Below are 18,084 nucleotides of genomic sequence, written 5' to 3'. Positions count from 1 at the left end.
AATGACCTGATCTTCGGAGGGTTCGGGAACGATATCCTGCGGGGAGGGCAAGGAGACGACGATTTAGAAGGCAATGAGGGCAACGATTTCTTAGCAGGCGATCGGGGAGTTGACCTGCTCACGGGAGGCATCGGTGCTGATATATTTGTGATCAGAAGCAACGATGAAGCATTTGGTATAAATGGAGCCGATGTCATTACCGATTTTAACTTCGACGAGGGCGATCGCATCGGTTTGACGGACGGTTTAACAGAACTAGACCTTTTCTTTGAAGACGACAATTTGATTGCTTACGATAATGACGGAATTATCAACGACATGGTGATTGAAAACATCATTACCGGACAGATTGTGGGGATAGTTTTAAATACCAACAGCTTTGAACTTACTGGTGCATTTGAACAAGCGAGTCCGTTCGCATTGGCAGTTAACGGTTCTCAATTCCAGTTTTTAGCTTAGTTATATGTAGGGAATTAGACGAGCTATAGAGCGAGTTCTGGGTAGGTGGCACGGCAGCGCCGTGTCCCTACAGGTAGCGGGCAGTTTATCTTCTATACGCCACCGTATTTTGCAGCATTGATATTAAAACATTTATGTCTTTAGAGATTTTTTAGCCTCATCTAAAAGTAGAAATTCAAAATCGGGGAAAGTATATACAGCACTTTCCGATTTTATAAGCTTCAATTAAGTGCAAAGCACCTGATAGCTAAAGCTCATGAAATCCTATTTTTTAGACCTCTGCTCAAAAATAGTGACAGCGCACTTGGCAGAGAAGATGTCAAGCGAGAAAAGTAGCTGACCTGTTTGGCGTTACTAAAAGTCTAGTTCAAAAACTGGTCAAGCAACAACAAACTGAGGAAAATTCACCTCCCAAACAGAGGGGGAAAACCCGATTCAGTCATTTAAATGATGCAGAAACGTAAGTGAGGGAATGCTTTAGCTCGTCCTCCCGATGCTACTTTGAGCGAATTGTGTGAATTATGGGGATAGAAGACTGGAAAATGCGTGAGTCGGAGCGCCTGTGTCGCCCCAAACAAAAATTAGGACTCACTCGAAAAAAAACATGGTACAGTAGCCAAGCCGGAACAGAAAGAGTACAAAAACTAAGAGTTGAGTATTGGGAAAAAATCCGAAATATCGAGACCCAAAACAAGCGTATTTTTAGACGAAACAGCCATGATGCGTTCGTTTGGCTAGAAGTCATGCCCATTCTTCTTTGGGGACAAGAATAGGAGGAATTCAACCATTTTATCGAGGAGCGTTCGTCACAGCTATTGGCGCAATTAATCTTAAGAAACTGCTGGCATTAATGATCCTGAATGACTCAATGGACGGTGCAGCATTTTCTGTATTTATTAAGAAGTTTTTATGCCCTCAGTTGTGGCTATTGTGCGGTAGTAGTAATGGATAATTTACCCGCCCATAAACTAACCTCAATCAATTCAATGATTGAAAGCGTAGGTGCAAGGCTTATTTGTTTATCCCCTTACTCTCCTGATTTTAATCCTCTTAAAATGTGTTGGTCACAGCTTAAATCTTTTTTACGAATGTTTTCTCCCAAGACCCCAGAGATGATTGGCAGGATCATAGTAGCTGCCTTTAATTTGATGAATCTGAACTATTTAAGACATTGGTTCACTCATTGCTGCTACTGTACCTCATAGCATCGGAAAGTGCTGTAATATGGTGTCTCAATTACACCATCATTCTGCCTATTCAGGACGGCGAATATCTGATGGGTTGACTCATCAGACATTCGACAGCAGCCTCTTTCCATCGCCGATTTTTATCTTAACTTTTTGAGTTTCTTCAAGTGCGATCGCCTCAAATTTTCCACCAACTGCCGCAACTGGTTCAAATTACCCGCTTCGCCGCCATACTTCCACCGCACGTAAGCTTGCGAAACTTCATAAATCACCTCAGCTTCATCAGTTGCATGATTGCCGCGCATTGCCTCAGCATACTCCAAAGGCGTTTGAGCTTTTTGCTTGGCAAATCCCCTACTCGCCAAATCCTTCAGCATTTCCTGATAAACCCCTTCCACCGGCGGCAACTTCGCCAGCCAGCGGCGGTGGCGCCACTTGCACCACAGTTGCCAAATTAACCAGCCAATAAAGCCAAAGGCGATCGCAGCAATCAAACCAGTAAATAACCCCACCCAACCCTTAGAAAACTGTCCCAGAAACCAGCCCACAATCAAAGTTATCCAGCCAATTACAAAACCTATGACTGAATCCAGCCCGCTTCTGAGTGGAGTCGGTAGCCAACCCGCCATCCACTTCCAAAACGATTCAATCGCACTAAAAGTCTGGTTGTCTTCCACCGAAGCCGGAATCAGCGGATAACCGGGAATCGGATTAAAAGCAAACCAGCCATTATTGGGAAAATATACCTCCGTCATCAAGAAAGCATCGGTATTTTTCACAACGTAGTAACCAGTAAACGGGTTGAATTCTCCTGTATCGAAACCGCCCGCCAGTCGCGCCGGAATCCCGATCGACCTCAGCATAATTGTCAATACCGTCGAAAAGTGGTCGGGATATCCACCTGTAACTTTTTTGCCATCCTGGGTATTTTTGTAACCAAACAGAAAACCCTCGACTAAATCTTCACCTTCCTCTAAGTAAGGCAAAGCTTTTTCAATTTTATAATTAGGGTTTTGCTTCAAATATTGAGCTAAGTACAAAGCTTTTTCGTAAGGAGAATCGATCGGTCTGTCTGATTGAGATACTCTAGTTCTTGCCGCCAATATTTCTTCAGTTTTTTCTCGCACCTTCTGGGCAATTTTCGGCGGCACATCCAAATAGAAGTTGCGAATATTTTTCGGGTAATTAGTACCAGTTTTTCCTAACAAAGCTCGATCGCGAAAAGGCACATTTGAAATCACCGTATAAGTCACACCCTCCGCTAATTCCAAAGGCGATCGCAAACCCCCCTCGGCATCAATCGCCACCTCTGGCGTCGGAAAATAAAGTTCCCTCGGCTTGTTTAAAGCCGGAATCAAATTCGGCAACTGAGCAACAATAGTATAACTTTGAATCACCTCTTGAGTGCGAGGCGCATTGGGAAAAGGATTCAGATAAAATTGATAAGACCAGCGAGTTCTATTCACCTTTTGAGCTTGTTCGTTGCGAGAAATTTCCCAACCCTGACCGGTGTATTTGTCGAATCCCAACACCCGCCAAAAACCCGCCGCCTGCGACCGCACCCGCATCACCACTTCAGGTTTCATTTCCCCCCGCAAATTTTGATTGATGCGCTGATTGAAACCGTAATAAAAAGTAGAGTCCACTTCTCCTGGCCCTTTGTCTGGGTTTCTCCCCCTTCCTCCGCCAGTTCCTTTTTGATTCCCCCCTCTGACATACCCTGGATTCAGAATGCTGCGCGAGTCAAACTCCCCCTGATATTCAATAGGAGCACTCACCGGAAAAGTCCGCAACTGATAGCCAGGGAGGCGTGGCAAAAACGCAAAAATAGTCAGCCCCAACCCGACAGTTATCAGCAGCAGCCAACCAAAATACTTTGGGGATAAAGTAGCAGCAAATAGCGACAGGCTTTCATTTTTCCCTTTACCTTGTGCTTTTTCGCCAATGGCTTCTGGCTTCACAAATCCCAGCCGCGATCGATAATCCAAAACCAAAGTCGGAAGCGCTAAAGCCAAAAACACCAACAACAGCGGCGCAAAAGTCAAGGTTTGGCTGAGAGTCGCTGCTACCCCTAACAAAATTAGCCCGATTACCATCGAGTAGCCTAAATCCTTGCGGCGAGGCAAATCGAAACTGTGCAGCACTTGAAGTTGGATTAACAGTTGCGCCAAAACTAACCGCGTATCATTCAATTCTCCCACCAAGCGGCTAAAAAAAGCGAACAGCGCCACCAGCATTCCAATAGCTATGCAGAACTTAGCAGCTACATTGCGATCGCGGCGGCGGTACCAACTCCAAGTTGCTCCCACAATACTAACAGGCACAGCCCACAGGTTTAGGGCTTCTTCAGCAGCAACGTCAGTAGCCACAATTCCCACAATTACCAACAACTGAACTAGGATTCGCAGCAGTAAAGAATCCTCAATCACCGGCGGAGGCATGGCCTCAATCTGCTCCCACAGCTTACCCAAAACAGGTATATTTCGCAGGTTATCAGTTGTCATGTGCACCCATCCAAGTCAACGAGCAGTAGATTGTAGATTCTAGATTCTAGATTTTAGATTTACTCCACAGATGAATCTGGGGGCTTGAACTAATATCTAAACTTTTTTGCTTTCCACGACGACAGAAGTCGAGGGATTGCATCGGTTTTTGTGTGAGGTCAAACCAGAGAGTAAAAACCTAAATTATTTACTCTAATTAGACCTTTCTAGTTGCTATCTTGTCCTGTCCAAATTGGACGAATAGCAAACATCAAAGGTCTGGTCTCGAAGTTTTGTAATCGAACTTCTAGAGCATAAGTCTTGTTCGGTTGTGGGTCAAACAACTCTACACTTAAATGCCCGGAATTTGGACGATGTGCAGTTGCTTCGGCATCTTCTCCCTTGAGTTCCAAACTTCCTGCCCCCGGAAATTGGCACTCAACTCTTAAACATGGCATTGGCTGTTCTCTGTTGCTGTTCGACAGGTATTGAGCTTCCAGAGTTAGCGAACCCAAACCAGTCAGCCACTCCCGCGAAACAGGCGGCTGATTCACAGGACAATCCAAAGTTAGAGACTCCATGATTTCCCTCGCGGCCAACAGCGACAGCACCATTTGTTGATCGGTACTCGCCGCTTCGTAAGTCGGGAAATCTTCTAAATCTAGAAGTCCCCGCAAAGAACCTCGAAGCACTAAACCAGCTAACTCGTTGAGTTCGTGAGACTGGCCCGGAAACAAGCTATCTACAGCGCGAACTAACTTCGAGCCTTGCCGCAGCGACGACATTACCAGTTCCTGACAAGGTTCTAGCAGTTGAGCAAAAACCCCTTGGGCGATCGGAATTGGCAGGCTGCCCCACCTGATATTTTGTAGTTGGGGAGTCCAGAGGTGTAGGGGAGGAACCCATTGCGGGGCTACATCGTCTGGGTAATCGTGGTCGTAGCTTTTGAATTCTGTTTCCCAGGGGAACAGTGGCGGGTTAGATTCAATTTCGGCTCTAAGCCTTTCTTTTAACAAGGTCTGAAAACGGTCTTGCACGGTCGGTATTTCTCCAATTGTCTGCGGTTGTGCGGGTGCATTGCTGTGCGCCCCCACTTGATAGTCCAGCGGGTCTGGTTCGTCCCATTCCCAGTATTCCACCCCGGAATTGTCTTCTGTGTCGCCCCACTCTTCTGAGCGAGGGGATGGATAGAGGTTTTCCTCATCTTCGTTAGAGGTATTCGCGATCGGCGCCTGCAATATCCAGTCTAAAAAATGGCGATCGAAAGCCTCTGCATCCCTGTTCGTTTCGTTATTCATCACTAGATGCCCCTTCTCCGGAATCTGAACGATTTCGCAATTCCCAGGCAAGTTCCAGCAATTTAAACCACCGTTTCTGTACCTGGGCTACCGTGCTGCCGAGGCTTTGCGCGATCGCTGACTCTGACAGACCCTGTTGTTTCAACTTTAGCAAACGCTGTCCCTCTGGACCAATTTGCTCGCCAAAAGCCTGCCACTGAGAAGGCAGCAAACCCAAATTGCGGTCTAAGTCTGCTTCCAGCCACTGGTGAACGAGCTCCCAGCGGTGCGACATGGCGAACCTGAGCAAATGGTACTTGAAGCGCTGCTGCAAATAGTCTCTTTGGCGGGGAGTTATACCCAAAAGCGACTCTATTTCATTAGTCGGCAAGTCTTGCAAGCGCAGCACGAAGTAATCGGCGCAGTCTTGTTGGTTGCGTTCTTTCAAGTAACCCACTAATTCGTCAATCACGTTTTGCCGCAGAGATTCTGACTCGTCGCCGAGGGGACGAATTGCCGCCGAACCCTGTCCGGCCATCGCTTCCCGCACTGAGTGCACCGAGGTGTCGTTCCAAGTTTGGTCGGAATCTGAAGCCCCTCCGTCGGCGGCTTGTTCCATATCTACGGAAGTTTCTTTGGGCTGCTGCTGGGAAAAGGTTTGGGCCCGTAAAATAATTAGTTGCTGGCTGCGGTTCCGAGGTAAAGGAATGCGTCGCTTGCCGAAGCGCTCTACAAAAGCCATGTACTCTGCTAGTTCTAAGCGAGTGCGGGGACTGTAGGTAGGTGGCAGTTGGGTTTCGCGCCGAAATGCCTTTAAAGCTTCGAGATAAAATCCTTGCAAAAAATCTTTGATCAGTTCTACTCGCGCCTGATAGCTAGACTGCACCTGCGGAGGGGTGATGTAGCGATAGACGATCGCGCTGAGGGTACTGTGCAATTCTACTCGCCCGGGCCCGGAGCCTAAATTGTAATAGTGAAGGCATTGTTGCAAGCGGTGCTGAGCGAGGCTCTGGGCTGAACCTTCTATATCTCCGGAGGCTTGAATCCGCTGGCTTTCAGTGCATATCCTGTTGACTTCTGCTGCGAGTCGCCCTGCTACATCTTGGCAGTTTTGCTCAGACGCGCGAGTGGACTTTTTGAGTTCGTCTAACAGCAGTTGAAATATGGTTTCCACGCTCTGGCAGATTTCCCGCATGATGGTTTACAGCTAACAATGAAAGTAGCACAGTTAGTAAAAGTATGGATAAATCTTTCCTACCGCTACTTTACCCCGTATTCCCCAGATAGGACAAACTGCAATGCCCTCTATCTCCTCCTTCGCGCAAACACAGAGGACTGCTTTTTTTATCTGTCTTGGAGGCGCCATCCGCCAAAAACTAGGTTTAAACTTTTGCCACTGCAACGATGCTTCATCAAAGTGTGGGGTTTGACAAAGCATTCATGCGGGCCGACAACGCTACACTGCTGTTGATAGCTTCGGCTTAGTGCTGTGGTGGTCACAGCAGCGCAAGTGTTCCTGAAGGTGAAGCGAACGCACCACTTCTCCCGGTGGCCTACTAGATGGGACAAAGGGTTGCGTGGCTGTATTTGGTAGAGTCGATCGAGGTGACAGCGGTCAACGGTTTCTCAAATCAGTGATGAATCGCTTGGGATGGATTATTCAGGTGGTTGTACGATCACAATCGACCCAAGGCTTGGTTTTAGTGAAAACAAGATCCGTGGTTGAACAAACTTTTGGTTTGGTCCATGTAGTATAGAGGGTTGATGAGCTAAGGAGGAGCAGCGATTATCGACTACCTCACAGGTCATGATATACCTCTCTTTGATTCAGTTTATCGCTATTTAACAAACCCAAGATTATCTGTGTTCATGTAAGCCGGTTTGAACACTATCAAGGGTTCCATCTTAGAAATGTTTCTACTTTCCCGGCTCAAACATTAAAGTAGTTTTCAGCCACTTTGGTCATAAAGTTTTGATGGCGATCGCCCCTCTGTTTCTTTACAGCATCCTTAAACGTCGATTGAGCGGTTGCACTCAATCTCATTTCTAGCATCCCAATCACAGAGGTCAGAACTGCTCGTGTCAGAAAATCTGTTTCCTAGCCTTCTAGGATAACAGGGTTATATTTAATTGCAAGTCCCTGATGCAGTCCTTGAAAGCAGCCCGCACAATTAAGTGTGTGGATTTGGGTTAACGTTCGGTGGGATGTTGCTTAACTTCCACAGAAATTCCTGGATTTGTACGGGCTATCAGAGTCCAGCCTTTTTCTGTAGCAGGATTGAGAGGGCAATCATCGGCGGCCCAATCGCTCTGTTCACCAAGCCAAGGTGTTCCCGAACAATAAGTTTCATTGCATCTATCTAAGGGTATCAATATTGCAATTACTTTAACCTGAAAAGCAGATATTTTACTAAAGTTCGATCGTCTTCGATCGTCCTCTGGGTTGATGTAAGTGGTTGGGTAAATTTGTTCTAATAAATGTAAAGTTAGAGTTGAAGGAAAAATTTCAATGCGTAAGTTAAACATAGGTCTATCTGACGAGCAGCGTGCAGGCGTTATCGAGCTATTGAATCACGACCTGGCAGATGCTTATCTCCTGTTAATCAAAACCAAAAAGTATCACTGGGATGTAGTGGGCCCGCAGTTTAGATCGCTCCACCAGTTGTGGGAAGAACACTATCAGGCGTTAACACTAAATATCGATGCTATGGCTGAACGGGTGAGAACTTTAGGTGGCTATCCAATTGGTACTGCTGAGGGTTTTCTGAAGTATGGCTCGATTAAAGAACATATCGGCGATTTGCCTTTAGCGACTGAGATGGTGTCGCGTTTAGTTGACGACCACGAACTGATTATTCGCAATCTCCGCCAACACGTCGAACAGTGCGGTGAAGAGTTTAAGGATGACGGAACCGCAGACTTTTTGACTGGTTTGATGGAACAGCACGAGCAAATGGCTTGGATGTTGCGCTCGTTTATTGAAGGCGAATCCCTGGCGCCAGACGGCCAGCAGCCAAAAGCTCAAACTCTTACAGCTTCTCACGCTTAGAAAGATTAAGTAGAAGGAAGAAGGAAGAAGGGAAAATTTAGATTTTTTATTTAACCCTCTTTCCTGATGCTTGATCGAGCAACCAGGTAGAATTAAACACCCTCTAGCTTCCTGAAAAACCCGGTTTTTTGAATAAACCGGGTTTTTCAATGTTGAGTTTATGTAGATTTTCGATTTCCTAAACTGTTGAATCGCATTCTTTCGTATACCTGCGACGGCAACATTCTGTGAGCCTTCGTTCGCGTCTCAATCCTAGCAAGTGTCGTCCCTTCACTCGCTTCTGATGCTTGTTTTAACTCTAACCCAGATTCAGTTGGTGCTGGAACTATTATTTTTAATATACTTTCTATTGACAGTAGATACAAATTGTGGCGCAAAAGTGCCATTAATAAATCTTCTTTGAAAGCTCGATACAGCCAAGATAATGTACTCCGGTGATTGCCGCTGCGGTTGCTTTTAACAGCTAAGTAAATGTAAAAATTGCTGCTAGACCAGCGATAAATGCTACGGGGAATTTCGGGATGTTGCTGTCGGACATCTGCCATAATTAAAGAGTGAGATTTTGCCATTGCTGCATAGTTGCTAGACATACTGCTGGCAATCTGCCGATACCCAACTAAGTATTCTGGCACGACTTTAAATTGATAATGTTCGGCTATGCGGAGGTGAAGTTCCCAGTCTTCGCAGCCTTGAGCGTTTTCTAGTTTAAGTTTGCCGTTGTAACCGCCGACTTTTGCAAAGCAAACGCGGCGGATTAGAGATGAGCTGGCATTGCCTATAAAATATTTATAAATTAATGCTGTGTAAACTTCTCCTTCGATGGTGGAGTTATAAAATCCACCTGTGAGCAAGTCTTTTTCATTTATATCAACAGACCAGGAATAGACAACTCCGACAGATGGTGCTGAGGAATTCAGGCAGTTCACTTGTTTTTCTAGGTTTTGCGGATACCAAATATCGTCCGCATCGAGGGGAGCAATATATTCGCCTTTTGATTTCTCAATTGCTAGGTTGCGAGCGACGGCGACGCCGGCATTTGATTGATGGAATAAGCTGACCCGGCTATCTTTTTGAGCAAAAAATTTGACGATTTGGGCTGTTGTATCTGTAGAGCCGTCATCAACTACTAAAACTTCTATGTTTTGATAAGTTTGAGATAAGACAGACTCTAAGGTTTTAGCAATAAAATTTTCAGCGTTGAAAGCTGGTACGATGACTGAAACTAATGGCTGATTTAAAGTGTTTTGTGAGGGATTCATGTAATGTAAAAAATGGTTTAGGTAAAACTTTTGGTTCACAGGGAGCTGGCTAAGGGTATGTTAGCAAATTACCAAAGCTCGATCGTACAACGTCGCAAATTTTAAGACGTATATTTAAAATATATTGCCAAAACTCATAAAATGTGCAATGAGTCCGCAGCCGAGATCGAGACTTGGTGCAGGAGTCACTCGCGGATGAGGTCTGTAAAAGAAATTGTACCGTGCAAGTGCTGAGAGTTCCGGGCTGTCAGTATGAAAGATGTTTGATTTTATACGGTTTGCCTACTTATAAAATCAAATTCTTGTGCATTGCAACACAGCCACACCAAAATGCTGCTGGGGCTTTTTCTCAAGTTTACACAAACAATGATATATTTAAAGATTTTGTAAAGCTGTTGCCTACATCAGGTCAGTCTCAGCAAGATATGGCGTAAAATACAGGTAAGAATGGGGAAAATCAAATCGAAAATACCAGAAAAAAATCTAGTTGAAGACAAACAGAAATCGAGTTATAAATAAAAAAGTAGAGCTGATTTTACCCTTCGTAAAATAGCAACAATAAAATTCCAGCAAATTTTAGCCCCTGCAATATAAACAATTTAGGTAATGATTTCTACCGCCGACCCCACTGTATCCGTTATTATCCCAGTCCACAACGGGGGCGCTTACTTCCGCACCTGTTTGTCAAAACTTGCTCAAGCTGTGCCCAGGCCGATCGAAATTATTGTAGTAGCAGATGGCGAAAGCGACGGTTCTTGGCGTCTGGCCAAGGAATTCGGCGCCAAAGTCATCAGGATTCCTGAGTGCGGGGGGCCAGCGCGGGCAAGGAATTTGGGTGCCCAAGCTGCAAAGGGAGATATTCTGTTTTTTGTGGATGCTGATGTCGCTGTTTGTCCAGAAGCCGTCGGATATGCGATATCGGTGTTCAAAAATAATCCCTACTTAGCTGCTTTCATTGGTTCTTACGATGATGCTCCTGGAGATCCTGATTTTCTATCGCAGTACAGGAATTTGCTGCATCACTACGTGCACCAAACAGGTAACGAAGAAGCTTCGACTTTTTGGGGCGCTTGCGGAGTGATTCGCCGGGAAATTTTTTTGCAAATGGGTGGCTTTAATGAGAGTTACCGCCAAGCTTCGATCGAAGATATTGAGTTCGGCTACCGTTTGAAACAAGCAGGTTATAACATTCGGCTGTGCAAAACCTTGCAGGTGAAGCATTTAAAGCGGTGGAAACCTATGGGTATGGTGAAAGCTGACTTTTTCTACCGAGCACTGCCTTGGACAGAACTGATTTGGCGCGATCGCAAATTGAATAACGACCTCAACTTGCAAGTTTCAAACCGCATCAGCGTGATTTTAACTTATGCAGTCCTGCTGGCAATTTTGGGAACCTGCTGGTCGCTGAGCTTTTTGCTACTGGCTGGTTTGCTGGCTATACCACTGGTAGCAATTAATGCACCGCTTTACCAATTTTTTCACCGTAAACACGGTATCCTATTTGCCCTGAAAACAATTCCTTGGCACTGGCTTTTCTACTTTTACAGCGGACTGGCATTCGCGATTGGCACTGGTCGCTACTTATACCAAAAAAAGCTTTTGACTGGCAAAGTTAGCTTGCCAGTATCCGCTCAATAAATCAAGGCAAATTGTGCTTAAACATCAGGTCGATTGATAGTTTCTCAGGGTATTCACGGGTGCATCTATCGCTTTGACAAGTTATAAATAACTGTATAGTTCGATTTAGAAGCTGGAGGTAGGCTGAGTGAAACATTATCCTGTTGCGATCGTCGGTGCAGGTCCTGCGGGCTTGACTGCTGCCTACGAGCTAGTCAAGCAAGGCATTATCCCTGTTGTACTAGAAAAAGGTGATAAAGTTGGGGGAATAGCTCGCACAGAAAGCTACAAAGGCTATCGTTTCGACATTGGCGGCCACCGCTTTTATACTAAAGTTGAAGCGGTGCAGGAGTTGTGGCAAGAGGTACTGGGAAATGAGTTTATTAAAGTGCCACGATTGTCGCGAATTTTTTATCAAGGTAAATTTTTTAACTATCCTATCAGTGCCTTCAATACTCTCTTTAATTTGGGCATAATTGAGAGTACGCTGATTATTTTGAGTTATCTGAAAGTGAGAATTTGGCCACTTCGGGAAGAAAAAACTTTTGAACAGTGGGTGATCAATCGTTTTGGCGAACGCTTGTATAAAACATTTTTTAAGACTTACACTGAAAAAGTTTGGGGCATTCCTTGTTCGGAAATTCAAGCAGATTGGGCGGCGCAGCGGATTAAAGGATTGTCGCTGACGACAGCAATTATTAATGCTTTGTTTGGCAGCAACGACACTAAAACATTAATCAAAGAGTTTGATTATCCGGCTTTGGGGCCGGGGATGATGTGGGAAAAGTTCGCGGAAGCTGTGGAAAATAAAGACGGCAAAGTTTATCTCGATACTAAAGTCATTAGCTTTGAGCGTGAAGGTAATACCATTAAAAGTATTACTGCGGAGCAAAACGGAGAAGTAGTTCAATATTCGGCGGATAATTTCATTACGAGTATGCCGATATCGGCACTGGTAGAAAGACTGAAGCCGCAGCCGCCAGAAGAGGTGTTGCACGCCGCGCGATCGCTCAAATATAGAGATTTTTTGATTGTATCGCTGATAGTCAATCGCAAGGATTTGTTTCCAGACAACTGGATTTACATTCACTCCCCCGAAGTCAAAGTTGGACGAATTCAAAACTTTAAGAATTGGAGTGCCGCTTTAGTTCCCGACGCCAGCAAAAGTTGTTTAGGAATGGAATATTTCTGTAGCGTAGGCGACGACGTTTGGGAAATGTCGGACGCGGAACTTATCGAATTAGCAACTCGCGAGTTGGTTGGTTTAGGTTTAGCAACAACTGCCGAGGTGGAAGATGGAGTTATCATACGCCAACTCAAAGCTTATCCAGTCTATGATGGTGAATATCGAGGACACCTGCAGGTACTTGAAGGTTTTGTGAAGGGAATTGAGAATTTGCAGACGATCGGGCGAAACGGTATGCACCGATACAACAACCAAGACCATTCCATGCTGACGGGGATGCTGGCTGTGAGAAATATTCTCGGCGAAAAGCACGATTTGTGGGATGTGAATACTGAGCGATCGTACTATGAAGATTTTAGTGTCGATCGCTCAAAAGAAAAGAAGGATTCGGATTTGATTTCGCAGTCCATATAGCCAGCCGAAATAGGGATTGCCATGAAAAAAGCGAACCGGGCAAACTTAATCGGCTTCGCAGCAAGCATCTTCGTGCTCCTGCTTTCTGTGCAGTGGTTTGTCCCTATCCAACTCGAATTAATCGAAGCGATAGCCGCGATCGCTTCTGCTTGGAGCGTTTGGCTGCTTGCTAAAAACAATCCCCTAGGCTGGTGGATCGGCTTAATCGGAGTTATCGCCTACGCTGCGGTGTTTTATAAAGTTAAACTTTACGGCGAAGTGGCGATTCAATTCTTCTATTTAATCACGACCTTGCAAGCAATTTATATTTGGCTGCGGGGTGGCGAAAACAGCACAGAAAAACCTGTATCTCGCATGAACCAACGCTGGCTCATCCTGACCGCAGTCTTAGTTACAGTTGGCGTCTTTGGCTTGCGAACAGTATTAGTCTCTTTGGGTGGTGCAGCACCATTTTGGGACGCCCTGACCACCATCTTAAGCGCGATCGCCCAGTTGTACCTGATGGAACGCTATCTCGAAAGCTGGTATTTGTGGATTGTTGCAGACACGATTTACGTTCCCTTGTATGCCTCGCGCGGGCTATATCTGACGAGTATTTTGTACGCGATATTTTGGTTGATGGCAATTCACGGACTACAAAATTTTCAGCGGATTTACTCGGAACAAAAGTTAAAACAGCAGCAATCTTTATGATACTGGGTGTTACTGTAGGCAAATTTTACCCCTTCCACAAAGGACACGACTACTTAATTCGAGAAGCTAAAAAAAAGGTTGACCGTTTAATCGTTCTCGCCTGTTACAAAACAAATCAAGCAGTTGCAGGAAGCGTTAGAGCCGACTGGATTCGGTTTTTGCATCCCGACGCAGAAGTTATCGAAGTTCTCGACGATTTGCCGGAAGCCCCCGAACCTTGGGCTCAGAGGACTCTTGAGGTGCTTTCCGGACGAAAACCCGATATCGCTTTTACTTCAGAAGATTACGGGGAACCTTGGGCAAAACTGATGGGAGCTCAACACTGTGCAGTCGATCGCGAACGGCTCAAATTCCCAATTTGTGGAACGCAATTGCGATCGCGCCTAGCCGAACACTGGCAAATGCTGACTCCCCCAGCCAAAGCTTACTTTGCCAAACGAGTCTGCGTGCTGGGTGTAGAATCGAGCGGCACAACTACTCTGGCACGATCGCTCGCACAGCACTACCAAACTGCTTGGGTTCCCGAATACGGCAGGTGTTACTGGGAAGGTAGGCAATATTCGCCCGATCCTGAAATTTGGGACAGCTATGAATTTGTAGAAATTGCCAAGAAACAAGCTGCTATAGAAGACGATATTGCTACTCGCGCTAACAAAGTCATTATCTGCGATACAGATTCTTTAGCTACTTGTATTTGGCACAAACGTTACGTTGGTTCGGAACACCCGATGGTCGAGCAAATTGCAGACAGCCGCCGCTACGATTTGTATATTTTGACTCAGCCGGATTTCGGATTTGTTCAGGATGGAACGCGAGAAAGCGAACATTTACGAATGACTATGCACCAGTGGTTTGTTGAGGTTCTTCAGCAGAAAGGAAAGCGGTATATTACTGTGGGAGGAACGCACGAGCTGCGAATGTCGGAGGCTCTACGGGCGATCGATTCAGTGTTGGTGTTTGAAACGTTAAAGGAGCTAGAGTAATGATTAATCATGAATATTTTAATGCCGATCGCTCAAAAGAAAAAAAGGATTCGTCTTTGATTTCGCAATCAAGCTGATTTGACCCTGGGGGGTTGAGAAAGGGAAAGGAAATTAGTATTTTCCTTTCCCTTTTAGTTTTTCACAAGTTTAACTGGTTTTAAGTGGTTTAACTGGTTTCCATGCTCTGTCTGCAAACCCATTTCCCGATGCTCTGCCTTGTTTGCTGGAGGCAGAGCCTCCCGCTACGCATTCCCCGGCAGAGCCTGGGAAGGAAAAACAGAGCCTGGGAACGATAAACAGGAGATGTGTCCCAAGTCCCGAACTTCTTATAGCAGCGATGTATCTTTAAAAGTTGGCGTAAAACTTGAAAATTTATGCTAACTCTTGACTACATACTTAAAACAGTGAAAATATGCTAAGACGCAAGCAACAAACAAACCAACCTATGAACTTTTCCAAGAAGTCAGGGGGCAAAAGTGCCACATCCCCAAAAATCAACTCAACAAACAATCTCGGCGCCGCAGGATTGCGGAAATTACTTTTTGTAGCCGGAATAGCCTCTGTGTGCGCTAGCTGTCAAAATCCTCAAGCACCCACCGCCACAAGTACCGGAGCCAGCCCCGGAACCAGTCCTGCAGCCACTCCCGTCGCAGTCAGCAGCCCCGGCGACCCAAATACAGTCAAAATTGTCTCCATGCTCCCGATGACAGGTAGCGCTTTGGGTCAATCTCAAACAATGGTTAACGGCATCAAACAAGCACTTGCCGAAACCGACTCCAAAGCTTGCGACGGAAAAATCAAAATCGAATACGAAGTGCTCGACGATGCCACCGCCGCCGCCGGCAAATGGGACCCGGGCCAAGTAACCTCCAACTCGAACAAAGCCGTTGCTGACGGTTCGGTAGTTGCCGCCATCGGTCACTATAACTCCGGTGCAGCCAAACTTTCCATTCCCGTGCTCAACCAAGCTAACATCGTCATGATCAGTCCGGCAAACACTTATCCGGGACTGACTAAACCAGGAAAAGGCGAAGCCAAAGAACCCAACGTTTATTATCCCGCAGGCACTCGCAATTTCACCCGCGTTGTCCCCGCTGACGACCTTCAAGGGGCTGTAGCTGGCAACTGGGCAAAATCTTTAGGCGTGCAAAAAGTCTACATTCTCGACGACCAAGAACTCTACGGAAAAGGCATCGCTGATGTTTTTGAAGCAACTTCTAAAAACTTGGGAATTCAAGTCCTCGGAAGAGAGGGAATTGATATTAAAGCTAGCGACTACAAGGCGTTAATGAATAAGATCAAAGCTTTAAATCCAGACCTGATTTACTTCGGCGGCACTACTCAGAGCAACGCCGGACAAATAATTAAAGACATGAGAAATGTCGGGATGGCGGCTGATACAGTTAAGTTCATGGGGCCGGACGGCATTAAAGATCAAGCTTTAATTGATGCCGGAGGCAAAGATGCCGAAGGAGTTTATGCTACTTTTGGCGGCTTGCCTCCTCAAGAATTGACTGGTGTGGGTGCGAAGTGGTACGAAAGTTACAAGGCAAAATATAATGCTGAACCGGAAGCTTATGCAGCTTACGCCTATGAAGCTGCTAAAGTTGCGATCGGCGCAATTAATAAAGTTTGCAAAAATGACCGCGCTGCTATCCGCGAAGCTGTCTTGGCAACTAAAGATTTTAACGGGGTACTCGGCACTTGGAGTTTTGACACCAACGGCGACACCAGCTTGACTACAATGTCAGGAAATGTTGTTAAAGGTGGCAAGTGGGAGTTCGTGAATGCGCTCAAGACCGAATAATTAATCAGAAGGAAGAGGGAAAAGGGAAGAGGGAAGAGGGAAGAGGGAAGAAAAATTTTTCACATTTTTTAATTTCCAATTCCCAATTTCCAATCCCTAATTTCCAATTGCTAATTCCAAATTCCAAATTCCCCATTCCCAATTCCCAATTACTCAAAAACATGAAGAACTGGAAAAGTATTCTCTTATATCTAGGTGTAGTTTATATAGTTTTGCTATTAGGCCCGATTGCAGGATTTGATTTGCCAAAAATCGTTGGAGAAATAGTCAGGAGTCCTGAAGTTTTTATCCAACAATTATTAGTTGGTCTTGTCAACGGCGCGCTAATTGCAATTATTGCTTTGGGTTACACTATGGTTTATGGGATTATCGAGTTAATCAATTTTGCTCACGGCGATTTATATATGTTGGGGGCTTTTGCTTCCCTAACCGTGTTCGGGGCTTTTGGCATTCAAGACGGCGCGCCTTTAGGTATTGCTATACCGGTGATGCTAGTCGCTTTAATTGCATGTTCGGTGTTTTGTGCTGGACTGAATATTATTGTCGAAAAGTATGCTTATCGACCTTTGCGAAATGCTCCCCGTTTGGCTCCTTTAATTTCAGCAATTGGAGTTTCTTTTATTTTCCAAAATATGGGGTTATTTTGGGGAGGATTGAAAGCTTTTATTCCGGTGATGGGTTCTAACTCTGCTGCGCCGAAAAGTTTTCCCGATTTGTTACCGCGAGTTGATATTCTAAAGTTTTTGGGAATTCAAACGAGTATTGTATTTACTACGAAAGATTTAATTGTGTTGGTGGTGGCGGCTGTATTGATGGTTTTGCTTCATGTGTTTGTGCAATACACTCGTCTGGGAAAGGCGATGCGAGCAACTGCTCAAAGCCGCGATGCTGCTAAAATTATGGGAATTAATGTGGATCAGATTATTGCTCTGACTTTTTTGATTGGGGGAGCTTTGGCGGGTTCGGCTGGGATTCTGGTTGGTCTGTACAACAATACTATTGTTTTTACGATGGGGTTTACGGCCGGTTTGAGGGCTTTTACGGCTGCAGTTTTGGGGGGGATTGGCAATATTGTCGGGGCGATGTTAGGAGGGGTTTTGATTGGGTTGCTTTCGTCTTTAAGCGATCAGTATTTGTCGAGCCGCTGGACTAATGCTTGGGTGTTTGGGGTTTTGGTGGTGATTTTGGCTTTTCGGCCAGGGGGTTTGTTGGGAGAAAATGTTCAGGAGAAGGTTTGAAGTTGCAGGGTTTAAATAATGGCAAGAGATACTTATCGGGACTTAAAAAAAATAGGAGCTAAATGAGTTGTAATGCTTGAAGATCAAGCATATAAGGTTAAAGAATGAGCAATGAAAGAGACGACCCCCGCCGCGATGCCCCCCTGCTGTGATAAACAGTGTCAAAGATTTGACGATATCTTTGGTCATCAAGCCCAAAAACGGGAGTTTAGGAACTATTTAGGCGGATTATTGGGAGTTCGGGAGCGAAAAAACCTCTCGCAGATGGCGACAAACGCCGTCGGAGTAATTTACCACAAATTACACCATTTTTTAACTGCCGCGCCCTGACGGGGTTGTCAACCCGTCAGCAATGTGATACAGCGGATTCCGCTGTAATGAGGTACAATAAAATATCATTGTTGTAGTCAAACCTAATGAAAGCGTATTCTC

General features: G+C 45.4%; 15 protein-coding genes and 1 pseudogene. 11 read left to right on the top strand and 5 right to left on the bottom strand.

Annotation, left to right across the window (positions count from 1 at the left end; genetic code table 11):
• From QUA38_RS18945 to QUA38_RS29430, 3 genes are all read left to right on the top strand, one after another.
• Positions 1–459 (top strand): calcium-binding protein (locus QUA38_RS18945; protein WP_445305075.1); only part of this gene is annotated, 459 nt, incomplete at its 5' end.
• A gap of 521 nt (positions 460–980) precedes the next feature.
• Positions 981–1,232 (top strand): hypothetical protein, encoded by a 252-nt coding sequence (locus QUA38_RS18940; RefSeq protein ID WP_333164421.1) that lies wholly within the window; start codon positions 981–983, stop codon positions 1,230–1,232.
• Positions 1,233–1,319: 87 nt separating this feature from the next.
• Complete coding sequence (locus tag QUA38_RS29430; RefSeq protein ID WP_445305074.1) at positions 1,320–1,664, top strand: transposase; 345 nt, start codon at positions 1,320–1,322, stop codon at positions 1,662–1,664.
• A 122-nt stretch (positions 1,665–1,786) separates the two neighbouring features.
• Here QUA38_RS29430 and QUA38_RS18935 read toward each other — a convergent pair whose 3' ends face one another.
• The 4 genes from QUA38_RS18935 to QUA38_RS18920 form a co-directional block, all read right to left on the bottom strand.
• Positions 1,787–4,150, bottom strand: coding sequence for a transglutaminaseTgpA domain-containing protein (locus QUA38_RS18935; RefSeq protein WP_333164420.1), 2,364 nt, complete (start codon positions 4,148–4,150; stop codon positions 1,787–1,789).
• Positions 4,151–4,356: 206 nt separating this feature from the next.
• Complete coding sequence (locus QUA38_RS18930) at positions 4,357–5,427, bottom strand: hypothetical protein (protein ID WP_333164417.1); 1,071 nt, start codon at positions 5,425–5,427, stop codon at positions 4,357–4,359.
• A complete protein-coding gene (gene hetZ / locus QUA38_RS18925) occupies positions 5,420–6,601 on the bottom strand; it encodes a heterocyst differentiation protein HetZ (protein WP_190736312.1) in 1,182 nt (393 codons plus the stop codon). The genes QUA38_RS18930 and hetZ overlap by 8 nt, the downstream gene beginning before the upstream one ends.
• Positions 6,602–7,596: 995 nt before the next feature.
• Positions 7,597–7,932 (bottom strand): hypothetical protein, encoded by a 336-nt coding sequence (locus QUA38_RS18920; protein WP_333164415.1) that lies wholly within the window; start codon positions 7,930–7,932, stop codon positions 7,597–7,599.
• On the opposite strand from QUA38_RS18920, the gene QUA38_RS18915 reads away from it, so the two are divergent.
• Complete coding sequence (locus QUA38_RS18915; protein WP_333164413.1) at positions 7,916–8,455, top strand: Dps family protein; 540 nt, start codon at positions 7,916–7,918, stop codon at positions 8,453–8,455. The two genes, QUA38_RS18920 and QUA38_RS18915, sit on opposite strands and share 17 nt — an antisense overlap.
• A 158-nt stretch (positions 8,456–8,613) precedes the next feature.
• Here the strand turns inward: QUA38_RS18915 and QUA38_RS18910 are convergent, their stop codons facing one another.
• A complete protein-coding gene (locus tag QUA38_RS18910; RefSeq protein ID WP_333164411.1) occupies positions 8,614–9,714 on the bottom strand; it encodes a glycosyltransferase family A protein in 1,101 nt (366 codons plus the stop codon).
• A 606-nt stretch (positions 9,715–10,320) separates the two neighbouring features.
• Between QUA38_RS18910 and QUA38_RS18905 the strand changes: the two genes are divergently transcribed.
• From QUA38_RS18905 to QUA38_RS18875, 7 genes and pseudogenes are all read left to right on the top strand, one after another.
• Positions 10,321–11,352: a glycosyltransferase family 2 protein gene (locus QUA38_RS18905; RefSeq protein WP_333164409.1), complete on the top strand. Its 1,032-nt coding sequence runs from the start codon at positions 10,321–10,323 to the stop codon at positions 11,350–11,352.
• Positions 11,353–11,479: 127 nt separating this feature from the next.
• The gene (locus tag QUA38_RS18900) at positions 11,480–12,931 is read left to right on the top strand and encodes an NAD(P)/FAD-dependent oxidoreductase (RefSeq protein WP_333164407.1); all 1,452 of its coding nucleotides are present in this window, start codon (positions 11,480–11,482) and stop codon (positions 12,929–12,931) included.
• A 21-nt stretch (positions 12,932–12,952) separates the two neighbouring features.
• A complete protein-coding gene (gene pnuC, locus QUA38_RS18895; RefSeq protein ID WP_333164405.1) occupies positions 12,953–13,624 on the top strand; it encodes a nicotinamide riboside transporter PnuC in 672 nt (223 codons plus the stop codon).
• Positions 13,621–14,607 carry an AAA family ATPase gene (locus tag QUA38_RS18890; protein ID WP_333164403.1) on the top strand — a complete coding sequence of 329 codons (987 nt, stop codon included), beginning with the start codon at positions 13,621–13,623 and terminating at the stop codon, positions 14,605–14,607. Before pnuC ends, QUA38_RS18890 begins: the two co-directional genes overlap by 4 nt.
• A gap of 445 nt (positions 14,608–15,052) precedes the next feature.
• Positions 15,053–16,414, top strand: a complete 1,362-nt coding sequence (locus QUA38_RS18885; protein WP_333164400.1) for a branched-chain amino acid ABC transporter substrate-binding protein — start codon at positions 15,053–15,055, stop codon at positions 16,412–16,414.
• Positions 16,415–16,656: 242 nt separating this feature from the next.
• Positions 16,657–17,652 carry a branched-chain amino acid ABC transporter permease gene (locus QUA38_RS18880; RefSeq protein WP_333164396.1) on the top strand — a complete coding sequence of 332 codons (996 nt, stop codon included), beginning with the start codon at positions 16,657–16,659 and terminating at the stop codon, positions 17,650–17,652.
• Positions 17,653–17,763: 111 nt separating this feature from the next.
• Positions 17,764–17,979 (top strand): annotated as a pseudogene (locus QUA38_RS18875) (transposase); the annotation flags it as partial.
• Between the last annotated feature and the right edge of the window lie 105 nt (positions 17,980–18,084).

The organism is Microcoleus sp. Pol12B4, assembly GCF_036701385.1.
Classification (GTDB): domain Bacteria; phylum Cyanobacteriota; class Cyanobacteriia; order Cyanobacteriales; family Microcoleaceae; genus Microcoleus.
The sequence above is the reverse complement of the archived record's forward strand: the minus strand, read 5'-3'. Positions and strand labels throughout refer to the sequence as shown.